The sequence below is a fragment of the Flavobacterium sp. FlaQc-28 genome, from assembly GCF_044007415.1.
GTDB lineage: Bacteria > Bacteroidota > Bacteroidia > Flavobacteriales > Flavobacteriaceae > Flavobacterium.
Window position 1 is genome coordinate 728,345 of sequence record NZ_JBIPCM010000001.1, and the last position, 19,002, is coordinate 747,346.

Below are 19,002 nucleotides of genomic sequence, written 5' to 3' on the forward strand. Positions count from 1 at the left end.
TTACTAAAAATGAGATTTAGCTTTTTTAAGTCGATATTAAACTGGTTTATTCTATTTTTACGATTCTAAATTCTAAATGTTTTGAAAGTTGTACATATTGTTGAGGCACTAGAAGGCGGTGTTTATACTTATTTTAAAGATTTGTCAGCTTACTTTGGTGATGAAGAAATAAGCAAAAACATCGAAACTACTATTATTTACAGCAGTAATAGAAATGGTGTTAGTACTCAAAAGGTTAACGCTGAGTTCTCGAAAGGTATTAACTTAATACACCTAGATATGGTTCGCGAAATTTCTCTTGCGAAAGACTTAAAATCTATAGTCAAACTTATCCAAGAACTTAAAAAAATTAATCCTGACATTATTCATCTTCATTCATCAAAAGCTGGGGTTTTAGGCCGAATTTCTTCCTTTCTTCTATTCAAAAAAACAAAACTTTTTTATTCTCCACATGGCTATGCTTTTTTAAGAACTGATATCTCAAATCGCACAAAAAGGTTTTATTCTGTTATAGAAAAAAGCTTTCAATATCTATTTAGAGGAACAATTGTTGCCTGTGGTGATACTGAATTTGGAATCGCTAAAAATATTGGTCCTTCAAAACTTATTAGAAACGGTGTTGATATAAATGAAATTCGTCAATACTTTTTACCTCATCAAAACACAAAACTAACCATTGGCATATTGGGCAGAATAACTGAGGCAAGAAATCCTAAATTATTTAATGAGATTGCTTTACAATTTCCTGATTTTAATTTTATCTGGATTGGTGATGGAGAACTAAACCATTTGATTACAGCGCCAAATATTCAGATTACGGGTTGGGTTTTAGATAAAAATACTGTTTTTAAAACATTAAATTCTATTGATATTTATCTGCAGACTTCGCTTTGGGAAGGCCTGCCTATTGCGGTTCTAGAAGCGATGGCGTTACAAAAACCAGTAATTGCCACCAATATTATTGGCAATAAAGACATTGTTGTTCCTAATAAAACCGGATTTCTTTTCAACGAAATTAATGAATTAGAAAGTTACTTTAATGCTTTAAAAGATCCAAAAACAAGAACTGTTTTTGGAGAAAATGCATTAACTAGATGCAAGGATCTATTTGATAAAAATAAAAACTTTAAACAGCTTTTTGATTTATATCAAGAATAGCTTTTTGCTGCAGCCAATAACTTGAAAAAACAGAAAACCAAAATCCGCTAAAGGCAATTCCATCAAATCTAAGCAAAAAATCATCGGTTAAATTTGAAGTAAAAAAGAGGATGAAAAATGAAATTATTATCGCATTTTTCAAATCATATCCTATATATCCAATACTGAAAATATAAAATGCTGCCACTAAGGGACCAAGGATTCCAAATTTTAGTAAAAAATCTAAAAACTGGTTGTGGGTTGGAAATTCATATTTAGCTAAAAACTGCTGATTGGTTGCTTTAAAATATTTATTTAATTCTGGTTTTCCATCAGAAGCTCCTACTCCAAAAGGAAGATTTTTAACGGATAATTCCCAAGCTGATTTCCAAACTGAAAGTCTTGTTGCTAATGAATTGAAAGCATAAATTTCTGGATGATCAATTTCATCCAATTTCCCCACTTTATCCATATAGGCAAAAGTTACTGTAGAGTATTTCTCCTTCATATAGGGGTTTTTCTGTATGAAAGCGAACAAAATACTGCCTAATACGAGTAAAACTGTTATTGCTGTTAGGATCATTTTTTTTATGCTGAATCTTGATTTTATTTCGAAAATGAAAACAACTAAAAAACCAATCAAAGCATTAAGCAACGCCATTCTGGTATTTACTAAAAGGACAAAGAAAAACGAGAGTAGAAAAACAATGATTCGAAGTATTTTAAAAGTACTTTTTTCTTTATTCTGAAAGCTGTAAAACACAAAATAGAAGGCACAAATAGAAACAAATGCCAAATGCATATTTAAAGCCGGTGCATGAATACCAATGCTCTCTGCAAACTTATAACCCATTTCCCAAAGATCAATTCTGCTTAGATATTTATTTACTAAATCAGGATAAACCACATAAAATCTAGTTAAAAAAAACAACATCATCATTGTTGTTGCAATACTATAAGTCTCGGCTAATTTTAAAAATTTTACACGCTGATAATGGCCAATAATAAAGATTGGAAATAATAACAACGAAGTACTCTTTTCAACCGCTTTTAATCCTTTTGATAAAGAATCATTGTTCCAGAAAAACAATAATTCTAACAAAAGCGGTGAAGCAATACAAACAACCAAAATCCAAGCTGTTTTGCTGAATTTTAGCTTTTTTACATAGATCAAACTAAAAACACTAAACAAAATAATAAGCAGTGAACATGGTTTTCTGAATATCATTGCAATTGCAATCAGACACAAAAAAACATGAAATATTTTATTGAAGTTTTTTTCTGAAAGATTCATAGTATAATGCAAAATAAATTAGTGGAAAAACACCCATTTTATGTCGTACTGCGGTGCCTAAATCGGGCTCAAAAACTCCTTGTACAATAAAAAAAGAAAAGATAATAAGCAGTATTAAAAGTTCTTTCGAATATGTTTTTCGATCTGCTAAGCATTTTGCAAACCGAACTAATAGAATATAAAACAACAATAACTGCCAGATTATAAATATAATTATTTGTGGTGATAATAGGTGTTTTAAACCGTTTATTGGAATATTGACTGTAAAAAATCCGTAAAAAATCCCAATAGCTTCTCCGTACCACGTATCTGTTTTAACGGGAGAAATAATAATAGAATTGGCATCAGCAGAACCTATACGTTCATTGTTTACCACTTCTCGGCTTATTTCTGAAAGATATTTTCCTTTTAAAACGCCATGACTAAAAGATAAAAAAACTGCTATCAGTAAACCATAAAACAGGGTTGTGATGGTTTTACTTTTAAAACTCACTAAGCTTACTAAATACATCCCGCCGCCAATAACTGGAATTAAAAGATAATAGGGACGAAAAAACACTCCAAAAATCAACAATAAAAGTACTGTGTATATAATTATTCTTTTCAACGAAATTTGTTCATTTAAGCACATAAAAACGATTGGAGAGAGATACAAAAAGGTTATAAACTCTTTTGACGGCATTGAAACAAAAATGGCAATCATAAAAAATGCCATATAAACCAAAATGTTCTTGACATTGAGCTTTTCAAAACGATCTGGAATACCTATTTTGTACAAAACATACATTAAAACAGGAAACTGAATTAAAGCAATGACTGGAAAAGGTAAGTAACGCAGTCCAGAAATTTTATACAACAAAATCGAAACTGGATAACTCCCAATATATCCTATTTCATTTCCTTTATCGTATGCAATAATTGCTGCATCATAAAAAAACTTGGGAGGCAAAATAAAAAAAGCAACTGCTGCAACTGCTAGATTGGCTGTTGCAATAAGTAAAAATGCTGCTTTGCTTTTTTCTATTTTCATATAAAAATTGTCATTTCTTAATGTAAAAAAATCACTATTTTATCTTTTCGATAAATAATTAAGGCTACGACACTATTCCAGAAAATAGAGCTTGAAACAAATGCAATCGCGCCGCCAACCATTCCATATTCTGGAATTAAAAATCGGTTTAAAAGAAAATTAATTACAACAGCCGCAATTAAAACAATCTGAAAAATATGCTGTCTTCCCGTCATATTCAAATAAACTGGCGCAGACCCAAACGCGGAACAAACTCCTTGACCAATTATTAAAATTAAAAAAGCTTCTTTTGCAACAACATATTGATGTCCAAAAAAAGACAATACATGCTCAGAACACAGGCTGATTATAACTATTACAGGAAACGTGATTCCGAAGATTAAACGAACACTATTTCGTAAAATTCTTTTTAATTCTGCTTTATCTCCTTTAGAAAAAAACTCTGCAATTTTTGCTGAAACAGTAATATTAATTGTCAAAATTATAACCGAAACGATGGTCATTACTTTAAAACCAACGGAATAAAAAGCGACCGTTTCGTCATTTCGATACTTCTTTAAAAACATAATATCAAAACTCATTAAAAGAAACATTGCCATTCCGCTTATAGCAATTGGATACGATTTTAAGAATACTTCTTTATGCGAGAAACCTTCATCACCTTCTATAGCTCCAAGTTCCTTAAAGTAGCTAAAAACATACACAGAGCTAATGATGGAAAGCAAAACAAAACCAATTAAAAAAACATCGACTAAATAGGTCTCTTTGTGCCAGTAAAATAAAAATATTGAACCTACAATTAAAGGAACATACTTAACAATGTTTCTAAACAATTCTGCTGCATACAATTTATCTAAGGCTCTAAACAATTCTGTGTTTAAAGTCGAGATTCCGTAGAAAAACAATGTTGCTGTACCTTTTAATAAAATAGAATATACCTCATTATCTGAAAAGTAATTATTTATTAATTCCTTACTAATTAAGGCAACAATAACAATTGCTGCAATTGAAGTTGCAAACAACATTGCAACCATTTTAAAGTAGATTTTTTTCAATTGTTCAAGTCCTCCCGTACCCGCCAATCTTCCTTTGAAATATAAAATTGACTGATCGAAACCCAATAAACATATGCTTCCAATGGCTAAGAGAAAAGAACGTGCAAAATCATACTGCCCAACTAATTTAGGACTGTAACATTTTGTTAGAAATATGGTGAATCCAAAAAGTAAAACAACTCCAAAAATCCTCAAAAACAAAGTACTAAGACTTTGTTTTAAAAATGCATTTTGCGAAATTCTTTGAAAGATTTTGTTCGTTTTCAATGCATCGTTATTTAATTTGAGATTTTAAAAGCTGACTGTTGTAGAACTTTTTGAATAAGTACATAAAAACAAAAAGGAAAATAAAAATTAGAGGAAGCAAAATTTTAAAATTGCCATTTGTAAGCTTTACAATATTTATATTTAATGTAGTATTTATTTCTTTTATTGCTTTATCGTAATTCACTAACTTTAATCTGTTTCTTCCTTGGTCAACTATTAAAGTTTGCTTGGTTTTAATCAAATCATTAAGCTGCGTATTCTCATTGTAATAAACCAATTTATCATTTTTTGGTCCATTTTTAACCGTATTCGAAAAACCATTTAAAACATCGTCAATTTGAGCAATAATAGTATCATTTTTGACAATTTGCTGCTCTAGATTTTTATATCCTATTTTTTGAAGCGCACTAAAATATTGTGAGCTGTTTAAATACTGTATTAATGGTGCAACTATTTCTTTGTCATTTACTTCTTTATTTGATACAAACGAAATAGTATGAAAAGTATAGTTTTTGCTCGTTATATTATCTTCTAAAACTTTCTTTACTTCACCAACCTCTGCCATTAATTTTATGAGTTCAAAGTTTTGTTCTTTGTCTTCAATAAATTTATAAACGTCGGCAATTGGTTTAATTTCGATTTTTTTGATTGCTTTTGGATTCGAAATTCCAACAACCGTTTTTAAGAAAACAGTATCTCCAGAAACAATTTTAGACTCGATTAAATCTATTTTAGAATATAAATAATCTACACTGCCAAAATTGGGCGTTACAATAACCTCATTTTGAAACGTCTTTTTGTTTGAATCCAAAAACCACCCCAAACCAAATCCAAGAACGATCAAAACCAATATAATTATCCAGTTTCGAATAAAAAACTGAATTGATCTAAAAAGTAAGGCATTTATTCTGTCGAAAAAATTCCCAATTGTTTTCGATAAATCAAAAATATCAATTTCCTGATCTGAGTTGTTTTGGGGTACTTTTGTACTCATTTACGCTTTTTATTTTACGTTGAAAATTTGTTCTAAAATTTTAATAGTAATCAAATAAGTTGGTTTTACCCCCGTTGTTCCAAGTCCGCCAGAAGCCAAAGTACTTCCTGTTTCTAATGGATTATCTGAAGCGTAATAGGCATAACGAACTTTTATATCGTGCGGTACACTTTTTCTAATTTTTGATGCCGATTGAATTGCTTTTTGGTAATATGATCCTTCCATTTCAAGACCAATTACGCCCCAAGTCGATTCGTGGAAAAATTTCAATAAATCTCTGTTTTGCAAAGATGTTCCTAAAACAGTAACCATCGCACCTTCAAAAACGGCAATATCATTTCCTTCAAACATGGCGCCTGTTAATTCATTTTCGAAGAAATAATTATCAGCCGTTCCTTCATTTATATGTGCTGTAGGAATCATGATATCACCTTTTCCGCCTTCAAGAATTCCAGCTTTACCCATTATAGAAACTGATTTTACGTTTAATAACGTTTCTTTTTTAAACGGTTTTAAAAGCTCATCGATAGTTTCATAAGCCTGCTCACCAAAAGCATAATCCATTACAATAATTACCGGTTTTTCGTCGTCGATTTTCGCTTCAGAAAATGCTGTTTTTGACCAGTCGATTTTTGCCGTATCAAAAATTTGAACATCAATGTTAGTTCCTGAAGTATCAGGAAGTGAAATCATTCCGTTTTTCAAAGCCAACTCTTCAACATGACCTCTAATTTCTTTTGATCCTGAGTTGCTTAATTCTTCATATATAAAGAAATCTGTTTTTCCTTTAAATTTTGTTTTCAGTAAAGGCGTTGCAAAAATCGAGTTCATCACACTGTGCATATTAGCACTAATTACGTGAATTGGTCGTTTTAAAAGGTCATTTGCTTTTAGAACTTCTTTGATATTTGTAGCCCAGATTTCTCCATGAATGTGATGCCCTAAACGTTCGCGTAAAACAGGACTGAAAGTAATTGTTCGTTTATTGTTTTCGACAATTTCTTCGATTGCTAATTTTCCTAACCAATAAATAACGTGCAGAAAACGATCAGGTGCATTTTCAGAACCAAAAGCGTCATAAATGTCCAAAACCTCTTCAAAAGTTCGGCCTAAAATGTTTGCAACGTGCGAAATCGCTTTTTCTTTTTCAATCTGCGCCAGCTTTTTAGTCTGCATTACAGCTTGTTCTAATTTAAGCCAATCGCGAGAAACCTCTCCGCCGTCATCTAATAGAACTCTATTTTTAATTTTATGCGATTCGATAAAAATAAAAGTCAAATGCGTTAGAATATCATAAATATCAGAACGTCCACGCGTGATTTCAACATTCATTTGTTCCTCATCGATTCTATAACAGTTTCTTCTTCTTTTTGGAGGAACAATTGGCTGAAAATGCGATTTAGAATAGCCTTCGTCTGAAGTTAAATTGATGAATCTGCATTGTTCAATTCCTATTGGTAAACGTTCTATAACGTACAAAAGTCCGTTTAATTCTACTTTTTCTTCGGCAATATTCCCATAAATTTCTGGGCGTAAAGCCAATAATGATTCTCTTAAACTATCACCAGAAACTCCCATTGGTTTATAAAAACCACGGTTGAATAAGTGACGCATTGTAATGTACATTTTTTCTATCGCTGCAGATGATTCCTGAGCTCTTGATCTTGATATATGTTTAGTTTCTTTCATGTTTTTTATTTTAAAATCTTCTTACTTTAGAAGATAAATGTGGTATTTTATTAAACTAAATTAGGGATTATAAATGTTAATTTGCTTGAAATCTGCCTAACTTCATATTTAATAACCTTTATTTCAAATTATCCGCAATATCTCTATTATTTGATAATCTCGGAATTTTATTTTGCCCGCCTAATTTTCCCTGCGATTTCATGTATTCCTGAAATCCATTTTTCGAAACTTTGGTTACAACAACTTTTTGCAACACATTTCCGGTAATTAAATCGTCGTAATAAATGTTTTGTTTTCGCATTGAATCGTCAATTGCTGCCGCAAAAGTTTCCATATTTTCTGGTTCATTTTCAAATTCGATAAACCATTCATGATATGGTAATCCGCTTGATGGCGTAATTTGAGGTGCTACGGTAAATTCGTTTATTACAATATTTGTTCCTGCTGTTGCTTCTTTCATCGCATTTTCGACTTCATTGGCAATAACGTGTTCTCCAAAAGCAGAAATATAATGTTTGATACGTCCTGAAACAATAACTCTATGCGGAAATAAAGAGGTAAACTGAACGGTATCGCCAATATTATAGCGCCAAAGCCCGGCATTTGTAGAAACTATTAAGGCATAATTAATACCCATTTCTACTTCGCCAATCGTATAACTTTTTGGATTTTCGGTAAAGAATTCATCGGCTTTAATAAACTCGTAGAAAATTCCCGAATTCAAAAGCAAAAGCATTCCCTTTTCTTTTTGAGAATCCTGATAGGCAAAAAATCCTTCAGACGCTGGAAACAATTCGATGCTGTCTACTTTGCGACCAATCATATTCTCGAACTTTGCACGATAGGGTTCGTAATTAACTCCGCCGTAAATAAACAAATTAAAGTTTTTAAATAACTCTCCTATTTTCTTACCACCGCTTTTTTCTTCTAAACGCTCAAAATACATTTGTACCCAAGACGGAATTCCCGAAATTATGGTCATATCTTGATTGATCGTTTCGTCTACAATTGCATTTACTTTAGTATCCCAATCTTCAATACAATTGGTTTCCCAAGAGGGCATTCGATTTTTCTGCAGATATTTTGGTACAAAATGAGCTCCAATTCCGGATAATCTTCCAAATTTGATTCCGTATTTTTCAACTAAAATTGGACTTCCCTGCAGGAAAATCATTTTTCCATCAACAAAATCAGCATTTCCCGTTTCATAGATATAATGCAAAATCGCATTTCGAGAGGCTTTTATATGAGATGGCATTGACTCTTTTGTAAGCGGAATATATTTTGCGCCAGAGGTTGTGCCGGAAGTTTTTGCAAAATAAATTGGTTTTCCTTTCCAGAGAATATTCTCTTCCCCCTCCTTTACTCTATCGATATACAATTTTAAATCTTCATAATCTCGAACAGGAAGATTCTTTTGAAAGTCACCAACTGTTTTTATCTTTTTAAAATGATGGTCTTTTCCAAACACTGTTTCTTTTGCATCACTGATTAAACTCTCAAATACTTTACTTTGAGTTTCTACCGGTTTATTGGCCCAAGCCTGTGTTTTATGGTATATTTTGCTCGCAAATAGTTTTGCTGCTACTGATTTAATAGACATTCTTAATGGTATTATTTCTTTTCTTTTTTATTTTTAACAGCTTTAGAATTGATAGACTCCTTCTCCATTTTTGCAACTTCTTCTCTAAGCTTATTTTCTTCTTCGGTTGTTTTCATATTTACATCAGAAGGTTCATCGACGTCTGCTAATATGGAATCTTTATTGAATTTTGCATATTCTAATTCCCCTTTCAATACTTTCTGAACCCCTTTTATATAAGCTTCATTTTTCCTCAAAGCTCTTTCTAATGAATCTGATTTTATTGCGAGTTCTGTCGCATTCCTTTTCAATTGCGATGAAGAATATCCTGGAATAAATTCGCGTAAAGGCGTAAAAGCAATAATAAAAGTGGTTACTAATATTAAAAATATACCGCCTAGAGTAAACGTTACAAAAACGTTCATTAAATTGAGTTTAAATGAAAAAATTTCTTCAAAAGTTTCTTCATTCAAGATTACCAAGCGGTTTTTGATGAACAAATTTTTTCTAAAATTGAATTTTTTCTTAGTCATTTGGTTAATTATACAAGCAAATATAGTAATTAATCGTATTGCTGCTGTCTGACAAAAATGAGCAAACACAGCAATTTAAATATTTTATAGAATATTTAACGCAGTAAGTAACAAATATTTTAAACCAAAAACTCTTGTTGTTCGTATATTCTATATACCTTTGCGGTAGAATTTGAAAATCAATTTGCTTCGGCATTAATTATACAATCATGGGAAGATTAGGTCTTACAGAAATCCTTGTTATAGTAGGTATTGTGATATTACTTTTTGGAGGTAAAAAAATTCCAGAATTAATGAAAGGTTTAGGAAGCGGAATTAAAGAATTTAAGAACGCTGCTAAAGATGATCAAACAGCACCTAAAAAAGAAGAGGAAGAAACTAAATAAGCATTTACAACCTTATTAAAAAATCCCAAGTTACAATTGTAGCTTGGGATTTTTTTGTTTAATTCTCTTTTTTGAAATTTTATAAAATCATTGTCAGCTGAATTCTCTTTCTATCCTCATCGACCTCAGTAACTTTTACATCAACATGCTGATGTAATTTTACCACTTCGTTTACGTCGCTTACAAAACCAGCTTTCAATTGTGATATATGAACTAATCCGCTTTCTTTGATTCCGATATCTACAAAACAGCCAAAATTGGTAATGTTATTGACAATTCCTGGTAAAATCATTCCAGTTTTCAAATCTTTAATTGATTTTACATTTGCATCAAATTCAAAAACCTTAGCCGACTTTCTCGGGTCTAATCCAGGCTTTTCAAGCTCTTTTATGATGTCTTTCAGCGTAAGTAAACCAATTTCAGGAGTAATATAATTTTCGGCTTTAATAAGCGCTGTTTTCTCTTTGTTTGCTATTAAGTCATTTACTGAAAGTTTCAAATCTTTTGCCATCTTTTCAACAACTGGATAAGCCTCTGGATGTACCGCAGAATTATCTAATGGATTTTTAGCATTCGAAATTCTAATAAATGCCGCACCTTGTTGATAGGCTTTATCACCCAAACGCGGCACTTTCTTCAATTGCTTTCTATCTTCAAAAGGACCATTTTCTGATCGATATTGTACAATGTTTTCTGCCAGCTTCTCTCCTATTCCACTCACATAACTCAGTAAATGTTTACTTGCAGTATTAATATTAATTCCAACCGAGTTTACGCAGCGAATTACAGTATTGTCTAATTCTTCTTTTAATTTCGTTTGATCAACGTCGTGTTGATATTGTCCTACTCCAATTGCCTTTGGGTCAATTTTAACCAGTTCAGCCAACGGATCTGAAAGTCGACGCCCAATAGAAACTGAACCACGAACTGTTACATCATAATTAGGAAATTCTTCTCTCGCGATTTTTGATGCCGAATAAACCGAAGCCCCAGCCTCAGAAACAATAAAAACCTGAATCGGTTTGTCGAACGCGATTTTTTTGATAAAAAATTCTGTTTCACGAGAAGCTGTTCCGTTCCCAATAGAAATCGCATCTATTTGATAGGCATTTACCATCGAACGAATTTTCTTGATTGCCATTGTTTCCTCATTCTGCGGCGCGTGCGGATAAATGGTTTCATTATATAATAAATCGCCTTTTTCATCCAGACAAACTACTTTACAACCACTTCTAAATCCTGGATCGATTGCCAGAATTCGTTTTTCGCCTAAAGGCGGAGCCAATAATAACTGACCTAAATTATTAGCAAAAACCTGAATAGAATTAGCATCAGCTTTTGCTTTTGCTTCTTGTAACGTTTCGTTTCCTATTGCTGGATTCAATAAACGTTTATAACTGTCTTCAATCGCTAATTGCAAATGAGCTGTTGTACTATTTTGTTTTTTAATGATAATTTCATCAATAACATCGTAAGCATCATCGATATCAACATCAATTTTCATTTTAACAAAACCTTCATTTTCAGCACGAAGCATAGCTAATAATCTATGCGAAGGTGTCTTAGTCAAAGGTTCTTCCCAATCAAAATACTGACTGAATTTTTGTGCTCCTTCTTCTTCGGCTTTCTTTTTTACAACTTTAGTTCCAATAGTTGCTTTTCGCTGATATAATCTACGAAGCTGTTTACGAACGTAAATATTTTCGTTAATCCATTCTGCAACGATATCTCGTGCACCCTGCATAGCAGCTTCTTCGTTAACAACATTTTCATTAATGTATTGTGTCGAAATAAAATCGACATCAACATCATTTTCAGACATTATTATCTTTGCCAATGGTTCTAAACCAAACTCACGTGCAACATCAGCTTTTGTTTTTTTCTTCTTTTTGTATGGAAGATAAAAATCTTCAATTTCCTGTAAATCAAAACTCTGTTCTATTTTTTGTTTTAATTCTGGCGTAAGCGCTTTTTGTTCTTCAATTGATTTTAAAACAGCTTCTTTACGTTTTGTAAGCGTTTCATATTCTTTTTGAAGCTTTGCAATCTGCTCAATTACAACTTCGTCAAGATTTCCTGTAGTGTCTTTTCGGTAACGAGAAATGAACGGAATCGTACAATCTTCCTCTAATAATTTAACGGTATTTTGAATATTAATTGCTGCTGTTTGTACAGACTTGGCAATGAATTGAATATTAGTCATACTTTTAATGAAATAAATTCTTAATTATAAATTGATATAATTTACTTGTTAAATAAAATTAATAAACTACCAATGATTTGGCTAAAATAATATCTTTGTTTTTAATTTTATACCAATGGAGATTTTATTACTGTATTTTTTATTTGTAAATATCATTGTTTTTATTCTTGCTGGATATGATAAATATCAAGCTCGAAAAAACAAACAAAGAGTTCCCGAAAATACACTTTTTTTACTCGAAGCAATTGGCGGAACAATTGGTTTATTAACAGCAATGTTAATCTTTAGACATAAAACGAGTAAAATGTCATTTATTATAAAATTCTCAATAATTTTTATTCTTCAAGCCGTTTTAATTTACCTAATAGTAAATAATAAAATATAGATATTAACAATGTTGATAACCTTAAAAAATAGAAATATAAAACTGAAATACAGTAGTTTAAGAAACTAAAAAACCGGATAAATTTAAAAAATCCACCCGGTGTGTTTATTATATATTGGTGCGAAGCACCCCTTTTTTCTGTTTTACGAACAAGCAATCTTATTTACTCTATTTTGATGTCTTCCGCCTTCAAAAGCTGTTGCTAAAAACGTTTCAACAATTTCTACAGCCTGTGGAATAGAAGTAAATCTTGCTGGAATACTCACAATATTAGCATCGTTGTGTAAACGTGTTAAATACGCAATTTCTTTAGTCCAGCATAAACCAGCTCTTACTTTAGGATGTTTATTAACAGTCATTGCAATTCCGTTACCGCTTCCGCAAATAACAATTCCAAAATCAGCTTTTCCTTCAGATACATCATTTGCAACCGGGTGTCCAAAATCAGGATAATCTACAGAATCCTCAGAATCAGTTCCATAATTAGTTACTTCATATCCTTTTGCTTTAAGCATTTCAACAATTGCTTTTTTATACTCTGGTCCTGCGTGGTCGTTTCCTATCGAAATTTTCATTTTTAATACTATTAAGTTGTGTTGTGCAAATTTACTCAATTAATAAATGTTTGCCATGAATTTCACTAATTTTCACAAATTTTATACTTATTAACTTTAAAAAACAATAATCATAATTGTAAGCTCTATTTTAGAAATTCGTAAGCTGAAACCTTTATTTTACAACTATCTTACTATCAAATCCTTATCAGTTATCAACAATTTTAATAACTCTATAAGTATCTCATTATCAATAAAGAATAAACAGCTTTTTTGTTAAAATTTTAAAGTGTTAATAGCAATTCGTAATTCGTTGATATTCAATTAACTTTAAGTTAACATTATTTGTTAATAAGTTGGAAAAGAAAATTAGAAGTTTTTTTTGGTCGTGTCAAAAAAATGCTTAATCCAAAACTGGAATTTAAAATGCAAGAAAAGTTTCAGGAATTTTTAGAAAAGTTATCAATATCAAAAATGCCATTTTCAACAAATACCAACATATGAACTTATCTACAAAATGAATTCATTTTCGGTTGTCAACCGTTGTTAATTAAAATACAAAAAGTCTTAAAAATTAAACTTTTAACCCAAAATAACTATGTTGATAACTCAAGATAACTAAGAGAAACTTCATTTCAATACTTTTAAAAATAAATTTATTCGACATATTAACACACTATAATAACAACCAAATTTTTTTAAATTTTTAAAAATCTTTTTTGTTGTATTTAATATATGTTGAAAACTAAAAAAGTTTAAAAAGAAAAAAAATGAATTTAGTTTGAAAAAAAGAAACTGTTTAAACGATTTTAAGAGGATTGTTTAAGTTGTCTAGAATTTCTTGAACTTGTTCGAAATCGTTTGGATGAACTTTGAGTTTGATTCCGCCAAGTGCAGCCGAGTACATTGGGACAACTGAAAGGGTCATTTCGTTTTCAAAAAAATATGGAATTTCTTCTTGTTCCAATAAGTGTTTGAGAACTACCGTTTCGTGCTGATAATTGAATATAGCGATGGTTTGAAAGCTTTCCATTTTAGGTCTTTTTGTAAATGTACGAAAAGTTATATTTTTAATAATTCTAATTGTTAAAAAGTATTATCTAATATCTTATTTGTAATTTTAAGCCTTATAAGAAAAGATATATGAGTAAGAAAATTAGAAAGCCGATAAAAAATGAGAAGGATTTCTCTGGAAAAATAATAAAAATTTTATCGCAAAGCCCTAATAAACCATTCAATTATAAGCAAATAGGAGCAAAGCTCGAACTTGACGATACTAAAAGCAGAAATCAAATTATTAAGGATTTGAAAATTCTCGCTGCTTCAAAAAAGATTATAGAATCTGAACCTGGTAAGTATTTAATAAAAGCAATCAGTCAGGATTATTACGAAGGAACAATTGATATGACGAGCAGAAAAACGGCTTATTTTATTTGTCCTGATTTTGCAGAAGATGTTTTTATTCCGACTAATAATTTAAATCGTGCTTTAGATAAAGACAAAGTTAAAGTCTATGTTTATAATAGAAGAAAAGGAAAAAGACCTGAAGGTGAAGTAATTGAAGTTTTAGAAAGAGATAAAACAGAGTTTGTTGGAGTTATTGATATTCAGGCAAATTTTGCTTTTGTTTCGACTGCAAACCCAAAAATGTATACCGATATTTTTATTCCAAAGGATAAAATAGGTGAAGCTGAAAATGGAGATGTAGTTTTAGTAAAAATAGAAGATTGGCCAAAAAGAGCCGATAGTCCGTTTGGATCTGTAATTAGAGTTTTAGGAAAACCTGGAGAACACAATACAGAGATTCATGCTATTTTAGCCGAATACGGTTTACCAGCAGATTTTCCGGTAGAAGTAGAGGTTTATGCACAAAAATTAGATACCTCAATTCAGGAATCTGAAATTGCAAAACGTCGTGATATGCGTGGTACACTTACGTACACGATAGATCCAAAAGATGCAAAAGATTTTGATGATGCCTTGTCTTTCAAAAAGTTAGAGAATGGAAATTTTGAAATAGGTATTCACATTGCCGATGTTTCGTATTATCTTGAAGAAGGAACAATCTTAGATGATGAAGCTTATCAAAGAGCAACTTCGGTTTATTTAGTAGATAGAGTAGTGCCAATGCTTCCTGAAGTTTTGTCTAATTTCGCTTGTTCACTTCGCCCAAATGAAGAGAAATATACATTCTCTGCTGTTTTTGAAATTTCTCCAAATGCACAAGTTATTAACCAATGGTTTGGTAGAACTGTAATCTATTCAGATCAGCGTTTTGCCTATGAAGAAGCACAATATATCATTGAAACAAAAGACAATACTATTCCGGTTGATATTTCTATAACTGGAGATTCTTATGTAGTTTCAGATGAAATTGTAGAAGCGACTTTAAAATTAGATGAATTAGCAAAGATTCTAAGAAAGAAAAGAATGCAAAATGGTGCTATTTCTTTTGATAAAGTTGAAGTAAAATTCAATCTTGATGCAGAAGGAGAACCAGAAGGAGTTTACTTTAAAGTTTCAAAAGATGCCAATCATTTGATTGAAGAATTCATGCTTTTAGCTAATAGAAAAGTGGCTGAATACATTGGTAAACAAAAGAAAACGTTTGTTTACCGTATTCACGATGAACCAAACGAAGATAAATTAATTGCAATGCAAGGTGTAATTGCTAAGTTTGGTTATAAAATAGATTTCCGTAACAAAGGTGATATTTCGAAATCATTGAATGCTTTGATGGAAGAAGTAAATGGTAAAAAAGAACAAAATTTAATTGATACTCTTGCAATTAGAAGTATGAGTAAAGCCAAATATTCGACAGATAATATTGGCCATTATGGTTTAGCATTTGATTATTACAGTCATTTTACATCGCCAATTCGTCGTTATCCTGACGTTATGGTACATCGTTTGCTGCAGTATTATCTGGATGGAGGAGTTTCTGTAGATGAAGAAACTTATGAAACTAAATGTTTGCATTGTTCAAATATGGAAGGTTTAGCTACAAACGCTGAACGTGACAGTATTAAATACATGCAGGTTAAATACATGCAGGATCATCAAGACGAAGAATTCCTTGGAGTTATTTCTGGTGTTACTGAATGGGGAATTTATGTTGAAATCGTTTCTAATAAATGCGAAGGAATGGTAAGAATCAGAGAAATAAAAGATGATTACTATACTTTTGATGAAAAACAATATGCTTTGGTTGGAGCTACTTCAAACAGCATTTTACAATTAGGAGACGAAATTTATGTTAAAGTAAAAAATGCCGATTTAGTTAAAAAACAACTTGATTTTCATTTTCTACGAAGAGCAGAATAATTATTAATTAAAAAAATAAAAGTATGAGAAAGCTAATTATTGGAGCAGCAATTTTATTTGTACAAATGTCTTTTGGTCAAGTTACTAAAGAACTGGGAGATTTTGATTCGGTTAAAGTTTTTGATAAATTAAGTGTTAAATTAGTTCAATCTTCTGAAAACAAAATTGTTATTAAAGGAGCAAGAGAAGCAGAAGTTGAAGTTGTTAACAAGAAAGGTTTATTAAAATTAAGAATGCCTTTTCCTAAACTATTATCTGGTGATGATCTTGATATTACTTTGTATTACAGAAATATAGAGCTTATTGATGTAAATGAAGGGGCTTATGTTTCAAGTAAAGATCCTATAAAAGCAACTGTTTTTAAAGTTAGTGCACAGGAAGGCGGAAAAATAAATGTTGATTTAGATGTTGATAAACTTAATGTAAGCTCAGTTTCAGGAGGTTCAATAACATTAACTGGCAAAGCTTCAAATCAAGATGCAAGTCTTGGAGCAGGCGGTTATTTGCTGGCAAGTAAATTAGCTACTTCTCAGACGAAAGTAAGCGTTTCTGCGGGCGGAAAAGCAGATGTGAATGCATCAACCCTTGTCGATGCAAAAGTGAGCGCAGGAGGCTCTATTTACATTTATGGAAAACCAAAGCAAATTAACCAAAAAACGGTTTTTGGTGGTAAAATTGAAGAAGTAAAATAATTTTTGATGATAAATGATATTCTGGCTGGACTGCCATGGGGACTTGTTCTAAGCTTTATGGTAGGTCCGGTATTTTTTGTTTTATTAGAAACCAGTATTACAAAAGGATTTAGAGCTGCAATTGTATTTGATTTTGGAGTAGTATTAGGTGATATATTTTTTATTGCCATTGCGTATTTAGGAAGTTACAGACTGATTTCAAGTTTAAAAGACAAGCCGGCACTTTTTATTTTTGGAGGTATAATTATGCTTTCCTATGGTATTATTTCTTTTGTAAAACTGAAGAAAGAAGAGAAAATTAATGATGAAGAAATTGATCGAGATATCTTAAAAAGAAACTACGGAAGTTTGTTTGTAAAAGGATTTTTACTGAACGTTATTAACATTGGAGTTCTTGGTTTTTGGCTTGCAGTTATTATTTCTGTAGGACCAAAATTAGAAATGCAAAATTCAAGAATGTTTACTTTTTTTACCTCTGTAATTATTACTTATTTATTAGTTGATTGTATTAAAATTCTATTAGCCAAACAATTAAAATCTAAAATGACACCAACTAATATTCTAAAAATTAAAAAAGGAATTAGTGTAGTTTTGATGGTTTTTGGTTTTGTTTTAATGATTCAGGGATGGTTTCCAAAAGAAAAAGAAATGGTTAAAAATGCTTTTGAGAATATTGAAAAGTAGTTTGTTAATAACCCAAAATTATAAAATTAAGCCTCTGAATTTCAGAGGTTTTTTTTATGTTTATAATGTTTGTTTGGAACTTTTAAAGAAGTTTTTTAAGTCTATTTTGTCATTTCGACGTAAGGAGAAATCACACTAGAAATTCCGTGCAGTATGTTGCCAATCTTTGTAGAATCCCTAGTGTGATTTCTCGTTCCTCGAAATGACAAGATTGTGGAAAATTAGATTATAAAAACCTCCTAATTTCTGAGAATATTTTTGAGTTGTCGTTTGGATTCGAACCACTATTTTTAATTACTTTTTTCTAAAAAATTAAGCATAAAAAGAACTTCCAAATTGCTTTGAAGGTTATGAATCATTGTCCGGATTCGAACTAATATATTTAATTAATCTTTTCTAAAAATTAAGCATAAAATACTCTAAATTACTTTGAAGGTTTTGAATCATCGTTAGGATTCGAACTACTATTTTTATTCAATTTTTTCTAAAAATTAAACATAAAAAATATTCTAAATTACTTTGAAGGTTTTGAATCATCGTTTGGATTCGAACCAATATATTTAATTAATTTTTTCTAAAAATTAAGCATAAAAAAAACCTCTAAATTTCTTTAGAGGTTTTTGAGGCATCGTCCGGATTCGAACCGGAGTAGGAGCTTTTGCAGAGCCCAGCCTAGCCGCTCGGCCACGACGCCATTACTTGAACGGATGGCAAAAGTAACTAAAATCTTTAAATTTCAAAAGTTTAATGTAAACTATTTTAAAAAATTAGATTTTATGTAGAAAGAATTACTTTCTTTTTTCAGTCATTTTTATAGTAACTGTTTCAACATCACCGCCAATAGGAGGATTTACTTTTGAAACCCAAACAGTCGTTTTTTCTACAGATTCAATTTCTGCCAATACACGAATTATGATTCTTTTTGCCACATGTTCTAATAAATGCGAACGAATTGCCATTTCTTCAGCAACAATTTTATTCAAATGAACATAGTCAACTGTGTCAGCAAGATGATCGCTTTGTGCTGATTGTTGTAAATTTGCTTTAATTTTTAGATCAACAATATAATCTGATCCTATTTTTCCTTCTTCAATTAAACATCCGTGGTATGAAAAAGTACGGATATTTTTCAGTTTTATAACTCCCATTTTTTTATTGTTTCACGTTTAAAGTTTCAGGTTTTGTGCGACTTA

The 19,002-nt window shown here is 31.0% G+C and carries 17 protein-coding genes and 1 tRNA gene; 6 read left to right on the forward strand and 12 right to left on the reverse strand.

The genetic code is table 11. From position 1 onward, the window contains the following. The first annotated feature begins 81 nt into the window (after positions 1-81). Positions 82-1,158 carry a glycosyltransferase gene (locus tag ACHRVL_RS03230; protein ID WP_395410267.1) on the forward strand — a complete coding sequence of 359 codons (1,077 nt, stop codon included), beginning with the start codon at positions 82-84 and terminating at the stop codon, positions 1,156-1,158. Here the strand turns inward: ACHRVL_RS03230 and ACHRVL_RS03235 are convergent. From ACHRVL_RS03235 to ACHRVL_RS03265, 7 genes are all read right to left on the reverse strand, one after another. Then, complete coding sequence (locus tag ACHRVL_RS03235) at positions 1,127-2,365, reverse strand: O-antigen ligase family protein (RefSeq protein WP_395410269.1); 1,239 nt, start codon at positions 2,363-2,365, stop codon at positions 1,127-1,129. The genes ACHRVL_RS03230 and ACHRVL_RS03235 overlap by 32 nt on opposite strands. A 37-nt stretch (positions 2,366-2,402) precedes the next feature. Beyond that, on the reverse strand, positions 2,403-3,461 hold the full coding sequence (locus tag ACHRVL_RS03240) for a hypothetical protein (protein WP_395410271.1): 1,059 nt from the start codon (positions 3,459-3,461) through the stop codon (positions 2,403-2,405). A gap of 17 nt (positions 3,462-3,478) precedes the next feature. Continuing rightward, positions 3,479-4,783 carry an MATE family efflux transporter gene (locus ACHRVL_RS03245; RefSeq protein WP_395410273.1) on the reverse strand — a complete coding sequence of 435 codons (1,305 nt, stop codon included), beginning with the start codon at positions 4,781-4,783 and terminating at the stop codon, positions 3,479-3,481. 7 nt (positions 4,784-4,790) lie between these two features. Beyond that, a complete protein-coding gene (locus tag ACHRVL_RS03250) occupies positions 4,791-5,777 on the reverse strand; it encodes a hypothetical protein (protein WP_395410276.1) in 987 nt (328 codons plus the stop codon). Positions 5,778-5,786: 9 nt separating this feature from the next. Next, the gene (locus ACHRVL_RS03255) at positions 5,787-7,466 is read right to left on the reverse strand and encodes a DUF6909 family protein (protein WP_129023337.1); all 1,680 of its coding nucleotides are present in this window, start codon (positions 7,464-7,466) and stop codon (positions 5,787-5,789) included. A gap of 118 nt (positions 7,467-7,584) precedes the next feature. After that, on the reverse strand, positions 7,585-9,069 hold the full coding sequence (locus tag ACHRVL_RS03260; RefSeq protein ID WP_395410278.1) for a GH3 auxin-responsive promoter family protein: 1,485 nt from the start codon (positions 9,067-9,069) through the stop codon (positions 7,585-7,587). An 11-nt stretch (positions 9,070-9,080) separates the two neighbouring features. After that, on the reverse strand, positions 9,081-9,581 hold the full coding sequence (locus tag ACHRVL_RS03265; RefSeq protein WP_395410281.1) for a peptidase: 501 nt from the start codon (positions 9,579-9,581) through the stop codon (positions 9,081-9,083). Positions 9,582-9,790: 209 nt separating this feature from the next. Between ACHRVL_RS03265 and ACHRVL_RS03270 the strand changes: the two genes are divergently transcribed. Then, complete coding sequence (locus tag ACHRVL_RS03270; protein WP_089053528.1) at positions 9,791-9,967, forward strand: twin-arginine translocase TatA/TatE family subunit; 177 nt, start codon at positions 9,791-9,793, stop codon at positions 9,965-9,967. Positions 9,968-10,046: 79 nt separating this feature from the next. Here ACHRVL_RS03270 and ACHRVL_RS03275 read toward each other — a convergent pair whose 3' ends face one another. Continuing rightward, a complete protein-coding gene (locus tag ACHRVL_RS03275; protein WP_395410283.1) occupies positions 10,047-12,170 on the reverse strand; it encodes a Tex family protein in 2,124 nt (707 codons plus the stop codon). Positions 12,171-12,285: 115 nt separating this feature from the next. Here ACHRVL_RS03275 and ACHRVL_RS03280 point away from each other — a divergent pair, with 115 nt between their 5' ends. Further along, a complete protein-coding gene (locus ACHRVL_RS03280) occupies positions 12,286-12,555 on the forward strand; it encodes a DUF1294 domain-containing protein (RefSeq protein WP_395410285.1) in 270 nt (89 codons plus the stop codon). A 143-nt stretch (positions 12,556-12,698) separates the two neighbouring features. On the opposite strand, the gene rpiB is transcribed toward ACHRVL_RS03280, so the two are convergent. Both rpiB and ACHRVL_RS03290 read right to left on the reverse strand, forming a co-directional pair. Continuing rightward, positions 12,699-13,130 (reverse strand): ribose 5-phosphate isomerase B, encoded by a 432-nt coding sequence (gene rpiB / locus ACHRVL_RS03285; protein ID WP_089053525.1) that lies wholly within the window; start codon positions 13,128-13,130, stop codon positions 12,699-12,701. A 778-nt stretch (positions 13,131-13,908) separates the two neighbouring features. Then, positions 13,909-14,142: a DUF2007 domain-containing protein gene (locus tag ACHRVL_RS03290; RefSeq protein ID WP_089053524.1), complete on the reverse strand. Its 234-nt coding sequence runs from the start codon at positions 14,140-14,142 to the stop codon at positions 13,909-13,911. Positions 14,143-14,252: 110 nt separating this feature from the next. On the opposite strand from ACHRVL_RS03290, the gene rnr reads away from it, so the two are divergent. The 3 genes from rnr to ACHRVL_RS03305 are packed head-to-tail and all read left to right on the forward strand — an operon-like array spanning position 14,253 to position 17,809. Continuing rightward, on the forward strand, positions 14,253-16,433 hold the full coding sequence (gene rnr, locus ACHRVL_RS03295; RefSeq protein ID WP_395410287.1) for a ribonuclease R: 2,181 nt from the start codon (positions 14,253-14,255) through the stop codon (positions 16,431-16,433). Between the two features lie 23 nt (positions 16,434-16,456). After that, positions 16,457-17,125 (forward strand): head GIN domain-containing protein, encoded by a 669-nt coding sequence (locus ACHRVL_RS03300; RefSeq protein WP_370431316.1) that lies wholly within the window; start codon positions 16,457-16,459, stop codon positions 17,123-17,125. 6 nt (positions 17,126-17,131) lie between these two features. After that, positions 17,132-17,809, forward strand: a complete 678-nt coding sequence (locus ACHRVL_RS03305) for a LysE family translocator (protein WP_395410289.1) — start codon at positions 17,132-17,134, stop codon at positions 17,807-17,809. A gap of 623 nt (positions 17,810-18,432) precedes the next feature. Here the strand turns inward: ACHRVL_RS03305 and ACHRVL_RS03310 are convergent. Beyond that, positions 18,433-18,503: transfer RNA gene (locus tag ACHRVL_RS03310), tRNA-Cys, on the reverse strand. 94 nt (positions 18,504-18,597) lie between these two features. Then, positions 18,598-18,957 (reverse strand): dihydroneopterin aldolase, encoded by a 360-nt coding sequence (gene folB, locus ACHRVL_RS03315; RefSeq protein ID WP_089053520.1) that lies wholly within the window; start codon positions 18,955-18,957, stop codon positions 18,598-18,600. Between the last annotated feature and the right edge of the window lie 45 nt (positions 18,958-19,002).